Source organism: Galenea microaerophila (genome assembly GCF_054657255.1).
In genome coordinates, this window is the sequence record NZ_BAAHWZ010000002.1 from 203011 (window position 1) to 221881 (window position 18871).

The 18871-nt window shown below is 48.2% G+C and carries 17 protein-coding genes; 14 read left to right on the plus strand and 3 right to left on the minus strand.

The features are described 5' to 3' along the window. The first annotated feature begins 9 nt into the window (after window positions 1-9). The 8 genes from ACYQ05_RS06300 to bioC all read left to right on the plus strand — a co-directional run bounded on the left by ACYQ05_RS06300 (window position 10) and on the right by bioC (window position 8842). Window positions 10-819: a sulfite exporter TauE/SafE family protein gene (locus ACYQ05_RS06300; protein ID WP_459819394.1), complete on the plus strand. Its 810-nt coding sequence runs from the start codon at window positions 10-12 to the stop codon at window positions 817-819. A 256-nt stretch (window positions 820-1075) separates the two neighbouring features. Further along, a complete protein-coding gene (gene dnaA / locus ACYQ05_RS06305; RefSeq protein WP_459819396.1) occupies window positions 1076-2434 on the plus strand; it encodes a chromosomal replication initiator protein DnaA in 1359 nt (452 codons plus the stop codon). Window positions 2435-2463: 29 nt separating this feature from the next. Continuing rightward, on the plus strand, window positions 2464-3570 hold the full coding sequence (gene dnaN / locus ACYQ05_RS06310; RefSeq protein WP_459819398.1) for a DNA polymerase III subunit beta: 1107 nt from the start codon (window positions 2464-2466) through the stop codon (window positions 3568-3570). Window positions 3571-3588: 18 nt separating this feature from the next. Then, on the plus strand, window positions 3589-4680 hold the full coding sequence (recF, locus tag ACYQ05_RS06315) for a DNA replication/repair protein RecF (protein ID WP_459819400.1): 1092 nt from the start codon (window positions 3589-3591) through the stop codon (window positions 4678-4680). Window positions 4681-4731: 51 nt separating this feature from the next. Beyond that, window positions 4732-5754 carry a biotin synthase BioB gene (bioB, locus tag ACYQ05_RS06320; RefSeq protein WP_459819402.1) on the plus strand — a complete coding sequence of 341 codons (1023 nt, stop codon included), beginning with the start codon at window positions 4732-4734 and terminating at the stop codon, window positions 5752-5754. 6 nt (window positions 5755-5760) lie between these two features. Beyond that, window positions 5761-6948 (plus strand): 8-amino-7-oxononanoate synthase, encoded by a 1188-nt coding sequence (gene bioF, locus ACYQ05_RS06325; RefSeq protein ID WP_459819404.1) that lies wholly within the window; start codon window positions 5761-5763, stop codon window positions 6946-6948. Between the two features lie 98 nt (window positions 6949-7046). Continuing rightward, the gene (locus tag ACYQ05_RS06330; protein WP_459819405.1) at window positions 7047-7880 is read left to right on the plus strand and encodes an alpha/beta fold hydrolase; all 834 of its coding nucleotides are present in this window, start codon (window positions 7047-7049) and stop codon (window positions 7878-7880) included. A 17-nt stretch (window positions 7881-7897) separates the two neighbouring features. Then, window positions 7898-8842, plus strand: a complete 945-nt coding sequence (bioC, locus tag ACYQ05_RS06335) for a malonyl-ACP O-methyltransferase BioC (RefSeq protein WP_459819407.1) — start codon at window positions 7898-7900, stop codon at window positions 8840-8842. Window positions 8843-8885: 43 nt separating this feature from the next. Here bioC and ACYQ05_RS06340 read toward each other — a convergent pair whose 3' ends face one another. From ACYQ05_RS06340 to ACYQ05_RS06350, 3 genes are read right to left on the minus strand one after another with little or no spacing between them, the layout of a single operon-like run. Then, the gene (locus ACYQ05_RS06340; RefSeq protein ID WP_459819409.1) at window positions 8886-10829 is read right to left on the minus strand and encodes a TIGR03545 family protein; all 1944 of its coding nucleotides are present in this window, start codon (window positions 10827-10829) and stop codon (window positions 8886-8888) included. Continuing rightward, window positions 10826-11332: a TIGR03546 family protein gene (locus ACYQ05_RS06345; RefSeq protein WP_459819411.1), complete on the minus strand. Its 507-nt coding sequence runs from the start codon at window positions 11330-11332 to the stop codon at window positions 10826-10828. The genes ACYQ05_RS06340 and ACYQ05_RS06345 overlap by 4 nt, the downstream gene beginning before the upstream one ends. 8 nt (window positions 11333-11340) lie before the next feature. Further along, window positions 11341-13578 carry a primosomal protein N' gene (locus ACYQ05_RS06350; protein WP_459819413.1) on the minus strand — a complete coding sequence of 746 codons (2238 nt, stop codon included), beginning with the start codon at window positions 13576-13578 and terminating at the stop codon, window positions 11341-11343. Window positions 13579-13839: 261 nt separating this feature from the next. Here ACYQ05_RS06350 and ACYQ05_RS06355 point away from each other — a divergent pair, with 261 nt between their 5' ends. From ACYQ05_RS06355 to ACYQ05_RS06380, 6 genes are all read left to right on the plus strand, one after another. Then, window positions 13840-14142, plus strand: coding sequence for an H-NS histone family protein (locus tag ACYQ05_RS06355; protein ID WP_459819415.1), 303 nt, complete (start codon window positions 13840-13842; stop codon window positions 14140-14142). Window positions 14143-14286: 144 nt separating this feature from the next. Next, window positions 14287-14532: a DUF2789 domain-containing protein gene (locus ACYQ05_RS06360; protein WP_459819417.1), complete on the plus strand. Its 246-nt coding sequence runs from the start codon at window positions 14287-14289 to the stop codon at window positions 14530-14532. Between the two features lie 23 nt (window positions 14533-14555). Next, entirely contained in the window at window positions 14556-14765 is a 210-nt protein-coding gene (locus tag ACYQ05_RS06365; protein WP_459819418.1) for a DUF2905 domain-containing protein, read from the plus strand. A 35-nt stretch (window positions 14766-14800) separates the two neighbouring features. Continuing rightward, complete coding sequence (locus ACYQ05_RS06370; RefSeq protein WP_459819419.1) at window positions 14801-15376, plus strand: TRAP transporter small permease subunit; 576 nt, start codon at window positions 14801-14803, stop codon at window positions 15374-15376. Continuing rightward, window positions 15376-16746 carry a TRAP transporter large permease gene (locus tag ACYQ05_RS06375; RefSeq protein ID WP_459819420.1) on the plus strand — a complete coding sequence of 457 codons (1371 nt, stop codon included), beginning with the start codon at window positions 15376-15378 and terminating at the stop codon, window positions 16744-16746. The genes ACYQ05_RS06370 and ACYQ05_RS06375 overlap by 1 nt, the downstream gene beginning before the upstream one ends. A gap of 399 nt (window positions 16747-17145) precedes the next feature. Then, the gene (locus ACYQ05_RS06380) at window positions 17146-18852 is read left to right on the plus strand and encodes a DEAD/DEAH box helicase (RefSeq protein WP_459819422.1); all 1707 of its coding nucleotides are present in this window, start codon (window positions 17146-17148) and stop codon (window positions 18850-18852) included. The last annotated feature ends 19 nt before the right edge of the window (window positions 18853-18871 follow it).

Genomic DNA, 18871 nt, shown 5'->3' on the forward strand with positions numbered 1-18871 from the left:
CTCTTTTCTATGTCTATGATTGATATAAATGAACTGTTAATTTATCTGGTTACTGGTGGCGTCGTTGGCTTTTTGGCGGGCCTGCTCGGGATTGGCGGCGGCTTAATTATTGTGCCGATTCTCACCATGGTTTTTGCCCATTACCTAGTTGGGGTTGAGGATATTGTTCATCTTGCAATCGGGACCTCTTTAGCCACCATTCTCGTCACCTCCTTTGCTTCGGTTCGTGCTCACCACAAACAGGGGGCGGTGAATTGGGATATTGTCAAACTTCTAACCGTAGGCATGTTTGCAGGCGGCTTTTTAGGCGGTTGGGGTTCACAGTTTTTTGATTCTGCTACCTTAGGAAAAATCTTTGCCGTCTTTGAACTGTTGATTGCGCTCTATATGTTGGCCAATATTAAACCCAGTCCGCACCGAGAGCTGCCTGGACCTGTAGGCAATACAGTCGCCGGTTTTATGATTGGTGCACTGGCCTCTTTAGTCGGGATTGGCGGTGGCGCGCTTGTCACCCCCTATCTGATTTGGAATAACATCAAACCCCACAATGCTATTGCCATTGCCGCGGCTTGCAGTTTCCCTATCGCTGCTGCCGGAACCTTTGGTTTTATACTGGCCGGCTTACATGCCCAAGACCTTCCGCCCGGCGCTTGGGGCTATATCTATCTCCCCGCCTTTTTTGGCATAGTGGTGATGAGCTATTTTACTGCGCCACTGGGAGCCAAGCTGGCGCATAAACTCCCTGCCAACCAACTGAAACGCCTCTTAGGTCTACTCCTGATTATTTTGGCCATTAAGATGTTCTTTTTTTCCAAATAAGGCCACACCATTTCAGTCTCTATGGATTTGACTCACTTGATCCCCCTGGTAAGCGTGAGTCATGTCCTTAATTTTATTCACTTTTTGAAATTATTTTTATCGCCTTATAAATCAATATCTTAGACACCAAATAACCGCCTTCCACACAGAGTTATCCTAAAAGTTATCCACAGGCATTCGCTATTTTTCAAAGTTATACACAGCCTTTCAGAGTATAATGTTGGCATTCCCACAATCATGCAAACATTGACAGTTTATGACCGCCTCTCTTTGGCCAAAAGCCTTACAAAATTTAGAAAGTGAGCTGAATGATCAGCAGTTTCATACTTGGATTCGTCCTCTACAAGCCATTGAGGAAGAGAACACCATCCGTCTGCTGGCGCCATCGAGTTTTATTTTGGATTGGGTAGAGAAAAAGCTCGTCGATAAAATTCAACAAGCGGTGCAAGAAGCTGCTCCGCTGAATACGCCTGAAATCAAATTTGAGATTGGCGACTATGCTATGAATCTGGTGGAAGAGCCCGAGCCGACCGTTCCCCAACCGTTACAGACCGCCCAGCCTAAACCCCAACAGGCAGAAAACAAAAAACAGATTAAACACAACCTAAATCCCAACTTCACCTTTGATACCTTTGTGGAAGGGAAGGCCAACCAACTGGCCGCCGCCGCCGCACGTCAGGTTTCTGAAAACCCTGGCGGCAGTTACAATCCCTTCTTTATCTACGGAGGCGTCGGCTTGGGGAAAACGCACTTAATGCAAGCCATCGGCAATGAACTGCTGCGGAAAAATCCCAATGCACGCGTCGTTTATCTGCATTCTGAACGTTTTGTGGCCGATATGGTCAATGCATTACGACACAATAAGATTGATGAATTTAAGCGTTTCTATCGCTCACTCGATGCGCTGCTCATTGATGACATTCAATTCTTTGCTAATAAAGATCAATCACAAGAAGAGTTTTTCCATACCTTTAATACCTTGTTAGAAGGCAATAAGCAGGTGATTCTCACCAGTGACCGTTTCCCCAAAGAGGTGGATGGTTTAGAAGATCGTTTAAAATCCCGTTTTGGCTGGGGGCTCACCATCCAAGTAGAGCCGCCAGAGTTTGAGATGCGCGTTGCCATCTTAATGAAAAAAGCGTCAGAATTTGGCTTAATGATGCCGGATGAGGTCGCCTTTTTCCTTGCCAAGCGACTGCGCGGCAATGTCCGTGACCTTGAAGGCGCCCTACGTCGAGTTTCCGCCTACGCTCAATTTGTACAGAAACCCTTAAGCGTGGAATTGGTCAAGGAGGCATTGAAAGATTTGCTAGCCTTACAGCAAAAGATGATTACGCTGGAAAATATCCAAAAAACCGTTGCCGATTACTACAAAATTCGCGTCGCCGATATCTTGTCCAAACGCCGTTCGCGCAATGTGGCACGTCCACGGCAGATGGCAATGGCGATCGCCAAAGAGCTGACGAATCACAGTCTGCCTGAAATTGGCGACGCTTTTGGGGGTCGCGATCACACCACCGTCCTCCATGCGGTGCGCCAAATTAATAAATTACGGGAAGAAGATCACCGGATTGATGAAGACTTTAACAGTTTAATCCGTATAATCACTACGTAACTTTGCCAATATGCCAAAAGGGACTTGACATGAAAATTAGCCTCTCTCGTGAAAATCTGCTTAAAGCGCTGCAAAAAGTGAGCGGTGTGGTGGAAAAACGTCAAACCATGCCCATTCTCGGAAATGTGCTGCTTGAAGTGCACAATCAGACCCTCACTCTGACTGCCTCAGATTTAGAAATTGAAACTCGAGCGCAAACCGAATTAGAAAGCAGTGATGGTGACTTTGCCACCACACTTCCGGCCATCAAATTACTCACCATTGTTCGTTCCTTACCAGAAGGCTTAACGGTCGTCATGCAATTTGAAGAGGGGCGATGCGAACTCGCAGCAGGACGTTCACGCTTTAAGCTTTCGACCCTGCCTGCCGAAGACTTCCCCACGATTGATTTGAGTCAAGTGGTGCTCTCTTTTGCGCTTTCACAACACCAGCTCAAATCTCTGATCCACCGAACCGCTTTTGCAATGGCTGCACAAGATGTTCGCTTCTATCTCAACGGCATGCTGTTTGATATTCAAGGCAGTCAACTACGTGTGGTCGCAACAGATGGCCACCGTCTCTCTACCTGCGCCACACAACTTGCGGTGGAAGATCTGCCCGCTTCGCAAGCGATTATGCCCCGTAAAGGCGTACTGGAACTGCAAAAACTGTTGCAGGATGAAGAGACCCTGGTCGAAATGGCTCTGGCACAAAATTACTTAACCGTTCAACTCGAAGACACCACCTTTACCTGTAAACTGGTCGATGGACGCTTCCCAGATTATCGTCGCGTGATTCCAGCAGACAATGACCAAACGCTGGTCACTCAACGCGACCTGCTAAAAAGCCTATTACAACGCGCGGCCATTCTCTCCAATGATAAATTTAAGGGCGTGCGATTAGTGTTGGCGGAAAATTTACTCACCGTGCATGCGCAAAATACTGAGCAAGAAGAGTCGCATGAAGATATGGTGGTCGATTATCAAGGGGCGCCCATGGAAATTGGCTTTAATGTCAACTATCTGCTAGATGTCCTCAATGTCTTCCCGCAAGAGGAAGTAGCGTTGAAATTCAAAGATGCCAATAGCAGCTGCTTGATTGAGAGTGAAGATGCGTGCTGTCAATGTCAGCATGTGATTATGCCCATGCGGCTGTAATTCGCCCGAAAGCGTCCCTTGTCCCAGCTTCAGCGTCTTCACTTACAAACTTTTCGCAATCTCACACAAGCCAGTCTTGAGTTTGCGCCTGGACTCAATCTCATCGTGGGGGATAATGCGGCAGGTAAAACGGCGCTGATTGAGGCGCTGTGGCTGTTGGCCACTGGTCGCTCCTTTCGTACCTCACAACCCAAACAGCTGATTCAATATCAACAACCCCATTTCACCCTCTTTTGCGAAGTCCACCATCAGACAGGGGTTTTACAAAAGCTGGGCATGCAACGCACCCCCACGCAAGTGACGCTCAAACTCAATGGTGAGAAGTGCCAAAGTCAAAGCCAACTGGCGCAACAACTGCCGCTGCAACTGCTCACTCCTGAAAGCCATCGCCTGCTCGAAGAAGGGCCTAAGGCGCGACGCCAATTTATGGATTGGGGCTGTTTTTACCAAACCGCTGAATTTCTCCCTCTTTGGCGCAGCTATCAACGCACTCTTAAACAGCGCAATCGAGCGCTGAAACAGCAGCTGCCAGCGGCGCAGATTCAGTTGTGGGACGCCCCTTTGGTGCAAACGGCTTTACAGATTGACCAACTGCGTCAAATCTATTTAGAGCAGCTGACCCCGCATTTACAAACCTTTTGCCAACAGCTGATGCCTGAACTCGAGACCCCTGTCAGCGTTAGTTATCGCGCTGGCTGGCCACAACACACTGAAGATCTTGGCCAACTAATGCAACAGCACCTGCTACAAGACCAACAAAAAGGTCACACCCAATACGGCAGCCATCGAGCCGATATTCGCTTTCGCTTTGGCCCCTTAGAGGCGATGCAGACCCTATCACGTGGTCAACAAAAACTGTTTGTCTGCGCCCTGCTGCTGGCGCAAGCGCAACTACACCAACAGCAAACCGGCAATCGTGTCATTATGCTCATTGACGACCTTCCCGCCGAACTGGATGCCAACCATCGACAAAAACTGCTCCAACTGCTACAAGCACTCAAGATTCAACACCTGATCACCACCACCGATGCCGACCTCATTCCCAATTTACAGCCGAATAACAGCCGGACTTGGCAAATTCAACACGGTCAAGTAGAGGTGATTTCGTAATCCCCGCATTGCGGGTATAATAAACGTTTAATTCAAACTTGAGAGCAGACGATGAAAACAACTTTGGGTACAGTGCGTCATGATTGGACGGTAGAAGAGATTCGTGACATTATGGACCAGCCTTTTAATGATCTCATCTTTCAGGCACAGACGGTCCACCGCATGCATTTTGACCCCAATGAGGTGCAGACCAGCACCCTTGTAAACATTAAGTCTGGCGGCTGTGCTGAAGACTGTGCCTACTGCTCTCAAAGCGCGCGCAATCAAGCAGATGTAGAAAAAGAACACATAATGGAAGTGCAAGAGGTGCTCGAACAAGCACTGGCTGCCAAAGAGCGCGGCGCCACCCGTCTCTGTATGGGCGCAGCTTGGCGCAACCCCACCAAAAAAGATTTCCCGCGAGTATTGGAAATGGTGAAGGTAGTGAAAGGGCTTGGACTGGAAACCTGCCTCACCTTAGGCATGCTGGACGATGAACAGGTCGCACAACTCAAAGAAGCGGGTCTCGATTATTACAACCACAACCTCGACACTTCTGAAGCCTTCTACCCTAAAATCATTACCACACGCAACTACCAAGATCGACTCGATACCATTGATCGCGTGCAAAAAGCGGGCATTAATGTCTGCTCTGGCGGCATTATTGGCATGGGTGAACAGCATACCGATCGCGCGGAACTGCTGCGCACTTTTGCCAATATGCACGTACATCCACAATCAGTACCCATTAATCTGCTGGTGCCTATTGAAGGCACGCCTCTGGCGCATATGAAAGGCAAAACGGATGCATTTGAGTTTATTCGCGTCATTGCCACCGCTCGCATTGTCATGCCCAAGTCTTATGTCCGCTTATCGGCAGGTCGTATGACACTTTCCGATGAAGCGCAAGCGCTCTGTTTCTTAGCCGGCGCTAACTCCATCTTCTATGGCGATAAATTGCTGACCACCGAAAACCCTGAATCGGACCACGACTTACAGCTGTTTGCCAAGTTAGGCATCCGCATGCAGGAAAATACCGAAGCTAAGCGACAATCCCAACAGATGGCAGAGCAAATCACCGAACTGACCGCTTAAGGCAATATGGGTAAACAGACGCTTGCCCAACGCTTTGCCCCACGCCTACAGCAGCGGCAAGAGGAAGCGCTCTATCGCCGCCGCCCCTTAGTGTTTTCACCGCAGCAACCCGCGATGCAAATCAATGGGTTGCCGGTGGTCAATTTTTCGTCCAATGACTATCTTGGGCTGGCCAATCACCCCGAAATTAAGCGTCGTCTGGCTGAAAACTTAGATGCCATCAGTGTGGGCTCTGGCGCCGCCCATCTGGTCACCGGCCATCATCTACATCACCATTTACTGGAGGATGAACTTGCCGACTGGCTGGGGGTTGAGCGCGTGCTGCTCTTTTCCACTGGCTATATGGCCAACCTTGCGGTTTTAGAAACATTGATGCAGAAAGGGGATCTGCTGCTGGCGGATAAACTCAATCACGCCTCTTTAATTGATGGCGCCCTGCACAGCGCTGCAACCCTTAAACGCTATCCACACAACGATATGAACGCCCTGGCCAAACGGCTCGCACAAGCGTCTGAGCAACAGCAAACCTTAATTGCGACCGATGGCGTGTTTAGCATGGATGGAGACCTTGCGCCACTGGACAAGCTGCAAGCTCTCGCGCGGCAGAGTCAGAGTTGGCTCTATGTGGATGATGCGCATGGTTTAGGGGTGTTAGGGGAACAGGGACGCGGGAGTTTCAGCCACTTTAGAGTCCCTATCGACGACGACACAATCCTCATGGGCACGCTTGGCAAAGCCTTTGGCGTCTCTGGCGCCTTTGTCGCCGGCAGCGAAGTGCTGATTGAAACCCTGATTCAATTTGCACGTCCTTATATCTACACCACCGCAATGAGTCCCTTGATGGCGCTGGCGGCAAGAACCGCTTTAAAATTAGTAAAAGCCGCAGATGCTGAACGCGCACAACTGCAACAAAACATCCAACAATTTAAAACCGGCTGCCAACAGCGGCAACTCAACCTGCTGCCCAGCGAAACGGCGATTCAGCCTATCCTACTTGGCGACAGTCAAACCGCACTCCATTGGAGTGACCAACTCAAACAAGCCGGCTTCTGGGTCACCGCCATCCGCCCACCCACCGTGCCACAAGGGACTGCGCGCCTCAGAGTCACCCTGTCAGCAGCCCATACCGCTCAACAGATCGAACGCCTATTAGACGCTTTAATGCAATTAAAACAAGCGCCAGGTGCCCCTTAAAACCGGTCATCCAGCAAAATGAGATGCTTACAATGGATGAACTTTGATTTTTAGTTTATGCTATCAAGCAGACATATAGAACCCTAAGGTCCATTCAGATGATTCACACCACTGTGCTCAATCCCGAGTCGCCACAACCGGCTTTAACTTTTATTCATGGCTGGGCTGCCGAGAGCAGTGTTTGGTTGCCTTTTGCTGAAGCCTTTTGTGCAGACTATCAGGTCCATTTACTCGATTTACCCGGATTTGGTCAAAGTCCCGCCTTGTCTCTAGACACTAAAAATGGCGAGCAGATTGCTCAGCAGTGGATAGAGGCGATTTTGCCCGTACTGCCTGAGCAGACGCATCTGGTCGGCTGGTCACTGGGCGGGTTAATCTCTCAACGGATTGCGGCGCAGGTCCCACAACGCATTTTAAGCCTGACCAATATGGCCAGCACGCCGAAATTTGTTCAGACAGAAAATTGGCGCTTTGCTGTCAGCCCCAGTCTGATGAAAGATTTTATTCAAGCGGTCGGCATCGAATCTGCGATCGTACTTAAACAGTTCTGGCGCTTGCAGTTTCAAGGCTCAGATGAAGCGCGAAAATGGATGAAAAGCTTTCAAGCGCAAATAAAGCACCGCAATCCGCCCACCTTAACCGGTCTGTTACAGGGGTTGTATATTCTTAAAGATTTAGACAATCGAGCCCTGTTCAAAATATCCGAAAACTTGCCAAAATCCCCAGTCCTGCCGGCACAAATGCCCCCTGTTGGCTGGATTTTTGGTGAAAAAGACCCGTTAATTCCGCTGCAATTAACAGAAGACTTCATTCCCAATCAGCCTATCGAAGTGATTCGAGGTGCCGCGCATATGCCCTTTTTTTCCCACGCACAAGAGACGGAAAAGGCTCTGCGAACTTTACTGAATTCCTATACAATAAGCGCCTCCTAATAAATCCGCACGCTGCTATGACCTCTTTGAATCGCCAACATATCCGCCAACACTTTGCCGCTGCTGCGCCTGCCTATGATGAAGCGGCGGTGTTGCAACGCGCGGTCGCGGAACACTTGGATGAACGGTTAGATTTGGTCACCCTGCAACCACAACGCATTGTGGATATGGGCGCCGGCACTGGAATTTTAACCGCCAAATTACTGCAGCGTTATCCTAAAGCCAAAATCTATGCGGTAGATTTGGCCTATCCGATGCTGCAGCGAGCGCAACAAAATCTGCAGCGCCCCAAACAGAACTGGCTCCCCAAAGCCTTATGCGAAACGCTGAACTGGACGCGATGCCCTGCCCACTTGATCAATGCCGATGCTTATGCCCTGCCCTTTGCCGATGGCAGCGTCGATCTACTGGTGAGCAATTTAATGCTGCAGTGGTGTGAAGATTTGGATGCGGTGTTTCGGGAGTTTCGCCGTATTATGCGTCCAGAAGGGCTAATTCTATTTACCACCTTTGGCCCCGATACCCTCAAGGAGCTGCGTAGCGCTTGGCAGCATGCGGATCCGGACAAAGACCCAAGCTTGCATATAAATACTTTTATCGATATGCACGATATTGGGGATGCTTTAATTCGAACTGGGTTTGGACAGCCGGTCATGGATGTTGAGCACTTTACCCTGACCTATGAGAAGCCGATTCAAGTGCTGAAAGATTTAAAAGCGATTGGTGCCACCAGCGCCCATCGGGGACGGGAAAAGGGGTTAATGGGAAAACAGCGCTTTACACGCATGCTGACCGCTTATCAGCAGTTTGCCCAAGCCGATGGTCGCGTGCCTGCCACTTATGAAGTGGTGCATGGGCACGCCTGGGCAGCTCCTGAGACCTTCAAAGGGCCTCATCGTAATAAATCCGGTGTGCATGAAATTACGCTCGATGAATTTGTGCAGCAAGCCCATAAAAAGTGAGCGAAGAGACCTTTGCACGAGATGGTTCTACGGCTAAAAATGGCTAAAATTTAAACATGCCTTTTAGGTTTTGCTGAAGTTGGTCTTCCAACTTTTTCTTTTCCTTATCCACCGCTTTTTCGACTTTGCGTTTCGCGCGATTCATCAGTTTTTGTTTCTCTTGTTCTAAGCGTTGCTCAAATTTAGATTGCAAGATTTTTTGGAGTGCGCTCATCTCTTGGTCAAGTTGGAGTTCTGCCCCTAAATAGGTTTTCAATTGCGCATTCACCGGCTCAAGCTGCGCCTGAGCGCGTTGTTGCAGCTGTGCTTTCAGTTGCGCCTTCGCCACTTGCACCTGCTTTTGTAAAGCTAGGTTAAAGGCTTTAGACAGCCGACGGTCTAAATCGGAACTGATCTCAATTTTAGGTGCCCAAAGGTCGCCTTTGACCGCACCTTTCACCTGAAATTGATTCACCTGCGCAAAACTGGGCGCAAGATACTGTTTGACCTCTTTGGCTTTAGACGCACTTAAATCAAACTGCACTTGACGATAATCTATAAAAAATTTCGCCTGCACTTGATTGAGTTGTCCTGTTTTTTCATCCAATAATAGCCGCCCACCGCCATTAAAGCTGGCCTCTGCTTTAGGCAGTGCAATCGTCATATGGTCCTCTTTTAGGAGCACCCAATTGCGTACATGATATTGCTTCCATTCTGCACTCACCTTATCCAGAGGCTGTTGCGGCATGACATGATTCACCATACCGGCAGCGACCAAGGGGGTGGGTTGCTGTTCGGGTTGATAAAAACTTTTAAACGTTGTCGGCTTACCATAGAGGGCATGTTCAAAATTCAGATCCTTCAGCTCTAACATCCACTTGGCCTGATCTAAAGCTGCAGAGACCAACGCCTTATGCACGATAAAACTCGGCTCTGGATCATATTCGGTAAAACGCACAGGATGACCTAAGCTTCTTTGACGCTGCTTTTCCGCCTCCGCTTTTTTCGCCTCGTTCGCTTTAAAGTAAGCGATGACCGGTTGCGCTTTTTGATAGGCATCTTGTGCCGTTTGTAACCAGCTCTGCACTTTGGGTCCGAACAACAGGGCGGTTAAGTTGGCTAAGCCTTGGTTATCCAAACTGTATTTGGCCTGCAAACGCCGAAAATCTTCGGCTGGCGCCTGCTTAAGTAAGGCAATATCTTGTTTAAGCTTTGCCAACTGCTGCTGAAGCTGCTGTTTACCCTGTTGCAGCCGCTGCTTATCCTGTTCTACCCGTTTTTTTAAAGTCTCAAACTGCATTTGGCGTTGCTGAATGCCCACTAGGTCTTGCGGCATATTTTGAGTTAAATCCTGAAACTGCTGTTGATAGGATTTTAGGGTTTGTTCATTCGGTAAGGTCTGTTGCAGCTGCTGCCAGCTTTTCTGCAATGTGTCCAAATCTTGCTGCACCTGCTGTGCGCGTTGCTCCGTTAACAAAGGTTCTTTTTTGAGTAATTCTTCAGGCTTAGGGAGTGCAACGTTTAAATGCTTGAGCGCTTCCGGTTTAGAGGTTGTGTGGGATTGAGCAGCTTGCTTACTTGCGGCCTGTGAAACCGCGGTTTTACTTTTAGGCAAGGCCCCACTGACCTTTCTCGGTTGATGCAGTGCAAGCCCTTGAGCAAGCGCATGATTAATCACGGTTCGACCCGCGACCCAATGATAAAAGCTTAAATCACCCTTCAATCGGTCCAAAACCAATAAATTTTCCATCGGTTTATCCGGATCTGTTAGCGCAATCTGCTGCAGTTCAATGCCTAAAGGCGCAAGCGTTAAATTGACCTTGCCAATCTCTACTTTCGCGCCCCAAGCTTGAGAAGCCTGCTGCTCAATCTGCTGTTTGACCCATTTTTGCGCTTGAAAATAGCCTAACGCAAAGACAGCCACGCTGACGCCAAGGAGAATGCCCACACCAGACCAGCGAATCCAACCGATTTTCCGTTGATTTGTTGGGTTTGTTGACTGACTCATGAGGCGCGCCCTCCAAATTCGCTGACCGTATCTGCCGCTTTGAGCATTTTGACCACCTTAAATTTGTTCACCCAAGTCAAAAAGCGCTGTCGATAAAGACGAATCAATTTTAAAAACAGCATAAAAGCAAAAGGCGCTAACGCAATGGACACCACCCAGCTACCCATCACAATCGTATAGTTAAAATGCATCAGTCGCCAGAAAGCGTTGTTATACCAGTCAGTAAACAGCGGCTGCAGCTGCGGAAGATGCAACACCCAATTGCCCACTTGGTCAAACAGCGGATCCAACAGATAGGCTAAACCGGTAAAAAAGCCCCATGCCACCAACAACGCGGTCAAATTGATGCGCAAGACTAAAATCAATGCCAAAATAATCAGCGTCTGCGCTGACCAAAAAGGGGTCAACCCTAAAATCATGCCCAATACAAAAGATAAGGCTAACTGCCCGGGTGCCGCATTAGCATTTAAGGCTTTAAATAACTTGACCAATAAGTGCAGCATGCTACCTCCTAAAACATCTCTAATGGATCCACATCAATACTCCAACGCACCTTACGGCTCAATTCTGTAGCCGGCTTTTGGTAAAGCAGAGGTTCAATGGCGCTAAACCAGCCTTGTAACAGACGCCGCTGACTGGCTTGTAACAGCAGTTGATAGCGATAACGCCCTTGACGACGCACCATCGGCGCCGTCACCGGTCCCAAGGCTTCCACATAATCTTTTGCCGCCAGTTCTGGCATTTTAACAAGGTTCAGCTGCTGTTTCACATAGTTTAAAAAATTAAAGGCATCTTGCGGGTGCACCGACTCAGCCCGCAATAAAATCTGATAGGCATAGGGCGGGAGCTCTGCTGCTTGCCTTTGTTGTAAACCCGTCTCCGCAAAAGCATCATACCCGTGTTGAATCAGCTGTCGCAATAACGGATTTTCCGGCTGCCGGCTCTGAATCAACACTTCACCGGGTAGCGCCGCTCGCCCTGCACGCCCCGCCACCTGGATCATTAACTGCCCCATTCTTTCTGCAGAACGAAAATCGGCACTGAACAGGCCTTGATCAATGTCTAAGATACCCACCAAAGTCACTTTGGGGAAATGGTGACCTTTAGCCAACATCTGAGTGCCAATCAAAATATCCGCTTCCCCTTTGACGGCGAGCGCAGTTTTTTCTGCCATCTGCCCTTTATGACGCGTGGTATCCCGGTCGATGCGCAAAATATGCGCGTCTGGAAATTCAGTTTGCAGTGCATGCTCTAACCGCTCAGTGCCCTGCCCAATATGTACAAAAGCGGTGCTGTCACAACTCGGACAATGGGTGGGCGCCTTAACCTGATGTCCGCAGTGATGACAACGACACTCATTTGCCGCTTGATGAAAAGTCATATAGTGCTGACAATTGGGACAGCTGGCTTGCCATCCACAATCATCGCACATCAACACCGGCGCAAACCCCCGACGATTGAGAAACAGCAATACTTGCTGACCCGCTGCCAAATGTTGACGCATCGCCTGCTTTAAAGCATTCGACACCCCTTCATGAATGCGTTCCCCACGGACATCTAGTAATTTCATGCTCGGCATCTGTGCATTGGCGGCTCTTTGCGACAGCGTGAGCAGCTGATAGCGACCGATTTTGACATTATATAGACTTTCAAAAGAGGGGGTCGCGCTGCCCAACACCACTGGCACCTGCGCCAATTGCGCACGCCGGACTAAACAGTCTCGCGCGGAATAACGAAAACCGTCCTGCTGCTTAAAGGAGAGATCATGCTCTTCATCCAAAATACACAGCCCCAAATTTTGAAAGGGGGTAAACAGCGCTGAACGCGTACCCAACAGCACCTTCACTTGTCCAGTGCGAATTTGATGCCAAGCAGCATGGCGCTCTTTATCACTCAACCCCGAGTGCATCACCGCCACCGGCTGCTGCAAAAATGCTTCAAACCGAGCCACTGTCTGCGGCGTCAGGCCAATTTCTGGAATTAAGACCAATGCCTGCTGGCCTTGCGCCAACACCTGTTCAATCATTCCTAAATAGGCTTCTGTTTTACCGCTTCCCGTCACCCCTTTTAACAGATAGGCGGCAAAGCCTGGACGGGCTAACACCGTTTCGACCGCTTGCTGCTGCTCCGCATTGAGCACATGTTTTTTAGAAGAGAAGGCCTTGCCAGAAAGAGACGCATTTGGAAAGCAAGATTGGACGCTTTCTTCCACCACGCCCAGCGCTTGCAACCGCTTTAAAGGTGTACGCCAATTTTTAAATTGCAGGTTGAGTTGAGCAGCGGTGAGCGCCGCCCCCTGTTTAAGGGCCTCAATCAACTGCCACTGCACTTTGGCGCGTTTTGAAACTGCCTCTGCTTTAATTTGCCAATCCTCTGCAAGAGACCACGAGGTGATGCCGGGGACTTCTGCAGCTTCCCCCTGACGTAAACGCTTCGGCAAAGCCGTCTGCATCACATAACCAATAGGCTCATGATAATAGTGCGCTGCCCACTTGAGCAGTTCAAATAGAGATTCATCAAAAATAGGGGCCTGATCAATCCCCTCTTCGATGGGCTTAAGCTTACTGACTTCATAACTGGGGGCGTCTAATCCGGTCACCACCCCCACCACCTTGCGATTGCGCACTTTGACCCAAACGCGCCCACCCACCACAGGTAGAGGCTGACCTTCAGGCACAAGATAGTCCAGTGGCTGCAAAAAAGGACCTGGTACGGCCACCTGACAAACAGGAAGTGCTTTAAGCGTCATTTACATAAAAAGCGTGGTTGATTCATACGCTTATTATAAGGGAACCTCTCATCAAATAATTCGAATTCCTATCTTATTCGATTGTGCTCTTCCACATAAAATGAACACACCTCCACGCTCAAATCTACGCATTTATTTCCCTAATTAATCATCAATTAATTTTAATTATTGACTCAATAGATAATATTTTTATAAAATACATTCGTAAACGATTAAAATATGAGTGTATGCTTATAAATTTCATCAAAAAAGGGAAATAAGATGTCAAATATTGATGCCATCCAGCTCATTGAAGATGAGTATATTAACAACTCAAAATACTTACAACTTAAGCAAGAACTTGAACAGGCCAGAGCGGAAGAACAGGCAAAAGTGGTTGAAGTAATTAAGCGTTTAATCAATACGTTTGAAATCGATCCAAATCAATTCTGTGGTTCAAGTCGTAAATCTTCTGGATCAGTTGCCCCTAAATATCGCAATACCGTCACGGGTCAGACTTGGTCAGGCCGCGGTCGCAAGCCCGTTAGCTATATTGAACATCCAGAACAATGGGTCAAAATTTAATGATTCATGATTTATTCATTTTTTAAAGTGGATTTTTATTGAAAAGCGCTGTATTCCAGCGCTTTTTATTATCCACTTGAAAAAACTCTCTCTAACTCGATAAAATAGAAACCATCTACCATAAAATGTTTTTAAAGGATCATTATGCTTGAAACACACGCCCCCACATTAGAAACCCTATTTGCGCAATTAGGTCTAGATAATACGCCTGAAGCCATTGAACAATTTATTGCGCAGCACCCACTGCCTGCAGACACCCACATCACAGAGGCCCCTTTTTGGAATTGCGCGCAAAAAGCGCTTTTAACTGAAGCACTTGCCAATGATGATGACTGGGCAGAACCGGTAGATGAGCTCAATGCTTTACTGCATGAAGCCTATCAAGCCTAAGACGATTGATATTAGAGCTTAATATGGCCAAAATACTCATCTGGATTGGCATCGGACTGATTGTAGCGGGATTACTCTTAAACTATTTCCCCCAGCTTTTTAGCTGGTTTGGGAAATTGCCTGGCGATATTTTCATTAAAAATGAACACAGCGTGATCTTTATCCCCATCACTTCCATGATTGTCATTTCGATTGTGCTCAGCTTCATTATCCATCTCATTAATCGTTTGTAAATTAATGCAAAATAAATTAATGTTAAAATAAACAGATGATGCAAATTCTGAACAACTTTTATCTCTGGCAGCACCGATTCCAGCGGTGCGTCGGCCATTTTGTCGCCTGGGGGACGCTCCTATTGGTGCTGGTGACAGCCTGGATCGTGGTGCTGCGTTATGGCTTTCATTCCGGCTCCATCGCTTTGCAAGAGTCTATGCTTTACATCCATGCCACCGTTTTTATGCTTGGCATCAGCTACACCTACAATCAAGATCGTCATGTCCGCGTGGATGTGTTTTATGATCAGATGGCCGAGCGTAAAAAGCTGTGGGTAAACTTTTTAGGCAATCTATTTTTTGCCCTCCCCACTATGGGTTTTATCCTCTGGGTGGGATGGGATTATGTCGCCGCCAGCTGGACAATTCATGAACGCTCCACTGAAGCCTCAGGGCTTGCTTATGTCTATCTATTAAAAACTTTAATTTTAGTCATGCCGACCTTAATGATCCTGCAAATTTTAGGCCATCTCGTCTATCAAGGCCTCGCGCTGTTACGTCCAGAAATGGCAGCGCAACTGAAAGCCGCGACGGCCCCCAGCGAAATCAATGAACAGGAGGCAACCATCTAATGGAATGGTTGGCACTGGTGCTATTTGCTGTGGTTTTAGCCGCCTTAATGACTGGCTTTCCGGTCGCAATGACCCTGTCGGGGGTTTCATTAATTTTTGCAGCCATTGCCGTCCAGTTAGGCGCCTTCGATATGGCGTTTCTCAATAGCATTCCTAATCGAATTTACAGCATTATGGGCAATGAAACCTTAGTCGCTGTGCCGCTGTTTGTCTTTATGGGCATTATGCTGGAAAAGTCCAAAATTGCTGAGCAACTCTTAGTGACCATGAATGAGGCCATGCATGGGTTAAAAGGGGGCTTGGGGATTTCCGTGATTTTGGTGGGCGCGCTTTTAGCCGCCAGCACCGGAATTGTTGGCGCCACGGTGGTCACCATGGGCTTGCTCGCCCTGCCGACCATGCTGAAACAAGGCTATGACCCCAAAGTAGCGACCGGTACCATTTGTGCTTCGGGGACGTTGGGTCAAATTATTCCACCTTCTATTGTGCTCATTTTATTAGGCGATGTGCTCTCCAATGCCTATCAACAGGCACAACTGAAACAGGGCATTTTTTCGCCAGAAACCCTTTCCGTGGGCGATCTATTTGTTGGCGCCATTATTCCAGGCATCCTTTTGGTGGTGCTGTATATGGCTTATATTCTTTTTACCGCCATTCGCCAACCTGAGCGCCTGCCCACACCCGACCGATCGAGCCTAATGCCGGGTATTGGTGGACGTATTCTCAAAAGCTTAATTCCGCCGCTGCTGCTGATTCTACTGGTATTAGGCTCTATTTTAGCCGGCTATGCCACCCCCACGGAGTCCGCCTCTCTCGGCGCCTTGGGCGCTATTGTCTTAGCGACTGCCCAAAAACAGTTGACGCTCAAAAATCTACAGACAGTGATGCGAGAAACCTTAAGCGTAACCAGCATGATCTTCTTTATCTTTGTTGGGGCTGCGTTCTTTTCTCTGGTCTTTCGCGGGCTCGGTGGAGATGATTTAATTGAAAACTTTTTAACGCAACTGCCCGGCGGACAGCTCACTGCGATGCTGATTGTAATGCTGCTCATATTTATCCTCGGCTTCTTCCTCGATTTTATTGAAATCACCTATGTGATCCTTCCAGTGGTGGCACCCATTCTTCTAATGGGGGGCATGGATCCTATCTGGCTCGGCATTATGATTGCCATCAACCTACAAACCGCTTTCCTCACCCCACCCTTTGGATTTGCCCTCTTCTATTTAAGAGGCGTCGCCCCTCAATCGGTGAAAACCAGTGAGATCTACCGTGGCGTTGTGCCTTTTATTCTAATTCAACTGTTTGTTATTCTCATCCTCTGGTTTTGGCCAGAGCTGGCCACCTGGTTGCCACATCAAGTTTACAACTAGACACTTTTTAGGCCTCTCTATCACATGCAGGACTGGGAATTTTGAATCAAAATTGACAAACTTAATATAATAAAAATTTTAAATAGTCCTCGCTATTTCCATCAAAACAACTTATAATCCTTGCCGATTTAAGCGAATTGCACGCATCTTTTCAGATGGCACTTAAAAAAATCAAGCCATCCCATCACTTTCCCGCTATTCCAGCTGGTATGTAAATAAAAGTCTCGTGCAAAAATCATCGATCAGATGATGAGCGCTTCTTTTTAACTACAGACCCAGAATAGATGGTGAACTTCTCCATTCATAGAAGCCTTGTGGCAGACCGTGCTGTGTTCAGCGAAAAATTCGGCCGCATTGAAAAAATATTCAGGGTCTATTTCAATCAAAATGGAACCCAATATGAATACCGAAATTAAATTTAGCGACCTCGGCCTCCCAGAAAACCTTCTTAAAGTCTTGGATGAAATTGGCTATGAGATGCCTTCTCCCATTCAGGCTGAAGCCATCCCGCCCCTACTAGCCGGCAATGACATTCTTGGACAGGCGCAGACAGGCACCGGGAAAACCGCCGCATTTGCCCTACCTGCACTCGCCAATGTCGATGTCAATGACAAAAATACGCAAGTGCTGGTACTGGCTCCAACACGTGAGCTGGCAATTCAAGTGGCCGAAGCGTTTCAAACATTTGCGCGCGCCACCAAAGGGCTGCATGTACTCCCCATCTATGGCGGTGCCGAATATAGCACACAGATTCGTGCCCTTAAACGCGGTGCCCAGGTGGTGGTTGGCACACCTGGCCGTGTGATGGACCATATGCGCAAAGGTACCTTAAAACTGGATCATCTCAAACTCCTCGTCCTCGATGAAGCGGATGAGATGCTACGCATGGGCTTTATTGATGATGTGCGCTGGGTGTTGGATCAAACACCAGAGAATCGTCAAATCGCCTTATTCTCTGCGACCATGCCCAAAGAGATTCACAAAATTGCCACTCAATATCTAAAAAATCCAACTGAAGTGATTATCAAGCAGAAAACGGGCACTGCCGTCACCATTGAACAAAAATATCTTTTGGTCAGTGGGCCGCATAAGCTGGATGCTTTGACCCGCGTGTTGGAAGCCGAACCCTTTGATGGCGTCATTATCTTTGTACGCACAAAAACCGCAACGGTCGATTTGGCGGAAAAATTAGAAGCGAGAGGCTATTCCGCCGCAGCGCTCAATGGCGATGTCGCGCAAAATCACCGTGAACGCATTGTGAACCAACTCAAACAGGGCAAAATTGATATTTTAATTGCCACCGATGTCGTTGCTCGCGGCTTGGACGTGGAACGCATTAGCCTGGTCATTAACTATGACATTCCACAAGATGCGGAGTCCTATGTGCACCGTATTGGACGTACAGGTCGTGCCGGTCGCTCTGGTAAAGCCATTCTGTTTGTGGCGCCAAGAGAGCGTCGCTTGCTCAGCATGATTGAGCGCACCACCAAGAAAAAAATTGAGCAGATGCACCTGCCCAGTACGGTTGAAATTAATAACAATCGCGTCGAACGCTTTAAAGCACGTATTATTGAAGCCTTAGAGATGGATGATCTCGATTTCTATCAAGATATTGTGCAGCAGATTGAGAACGAACAAAATGTACCTGCAATTGAAATCGCTGCGGCCACGGCACGTTTACTGCAAGGAGACGTGCCCTTCTTCTTAGAAGATAAGCCTGAGCCCCAATACCGCGATGAACGCCCTCGTCGTGATCGAAACAGTCGTCGTGACGAAGCGCCACGAGGTACACGACGCAACAGCGCACCAAATGATGGCATGGAACGATACCGTCTAAATGTTGGCCGCCAGCACGGCGTTAAACCTGGTAATATTGTCGGCTGCATTGCCAATGAAGCGGGCATTGAGAGTGAATTTATCCAAAAATTAAATATTGATGAGAGCCATAGCACCGTCGATCTGCCTGAACAGATGCCCAAAGAGATTCTCAACACTTTGCGCAATGCTTGGGTCTGTGGCCAACGCTTAGATCTACAGCCTGAAAAAGGCCAAAATGCTCGTCCACGTAAATCTTTTAAAAACAGCCTTAAAAACAAGCGCCGTTGATGCAAGCGCCCTTAGAGGG

What these genes read in the sequence shown, in the direction of transcription:
- ACYQ05_RS06300 (WP_459819394.1), top strand. Translation starts at nt 10, where the DNA reads ATGTCTATGATTGATATAAATGAACTGTTAATTTATCTGGTTACTGGT.
- dnaA (WP_459819396.1), top strand. Translation starts at nt 1,076, where the DNA reads ATGACCGCCTCTCTTTGGCCAAAAGCCTTACAAAATTTAGAAAGTGAG.
- dnaN (WP_459819398.1), top strand. Translation starts at nt 2,464, where the DNA reads ATGAAAATTAGCCTCTCTCGTGAAAATCTGCTTAAAGCGCTGCAAAAA.
- bioB (WP_459819402.1), top strand. Translation starts at nt 4,732, where the DNA reads ATGAAAACAACTTTGGGTACAGTGCGTCATGATTGGACGGTAGAAGAG.
- bioF (WP_459819404.1), top strand. Translation starts at nt 5,761, where the DNA reads ATGGGTAAACAGACGCTTGCCCAACGCTTTGCCCCACGCCTACAGCAG.
- ACYQ05_RS06330 (WP_459819405.1), top strand. Translation starts at nt 7,047, where the DNA reads ATGATTCACACCACTGTGCTCAATCCCGAGTCGCCACAACCGGCTTTA.
- bioC (WP_459819407.1), top strand. Translation starts at nt 7,898, where the DNA reads ATGACCTCTTTGAATCGCCAACATATCCGCCAACACTTTGCCGCTGCT.
- ACYQ05_RS06340 (WP_459819409.1), bottom strand. Translation starts at nt 10,829, where the DNA reads ATGAGTCAGTCAACAAACCCAACAAATCAACGGAAAATCGGTTGGATT.
- ACYQ05_RS06345 (WP_459819411.1), bottom strand. Translation starts at nt 11,332, where the DNA reads ATGCTGCACTTATTGGTCAAGTTATTTAAAGCCTTAAATGCTAATGCG.
- ACYQ05_RS06350 (WP_459819413.1), bottom strand. Translation starts at nt 13,578, where the DNA reads ATGACGCTTAAAGCACTTCCTGTTTGTCAGGTGGCCGTACCAGGTCCT.
- ACYQ05_RS06355 (WP_459819415.1), top strand. Translation starts at nt 13,840, where the DNA reads ATGTCAAATATTGATGCCATCCAGCTCATTGAAGATGAGTATATTAAC.
- ACYQ05_RS06360 (WP_459819417.1), top strand. Translation starts at nt 14,287, where the DNA reads ATGCTTGAAACACACGCCCCCACATTAGAAACCCTATTTGCGCAATTA.
- ACYQ05_RS06365 (WP_459819418.1), top strand. Translation starts at nt 14,556, where the DNA reads ATGGCCAAAATACTCATCTGGATTGGCATCGGACTGATTGTAGCGGGA.
- ACYQ05_RS06370 (WP_459819419.1), top strand. Translation starts at nt 14,801, where the DNA reads ATGATGCAAATTCTGAACAACTTTTATCTCTGGCAGCACCGATTCCAG.
- ACYQ05_RS06375 (WP_459819420.1), top strand. Translation starts at nt 15,376, where the DNA reads ATGGAATGGTTGGCACTGGTGCTATTTGCTGTGGTTTTAGCCGCCTTA.
- ACYQ05_RS06380 (WP_459819422.1), top strand. Translation starts at nt 17,146, where the DNA reads ATGAATACCGAAATTAAATTTAGCGACCTCGGCCTCCCAGAAAACCTT.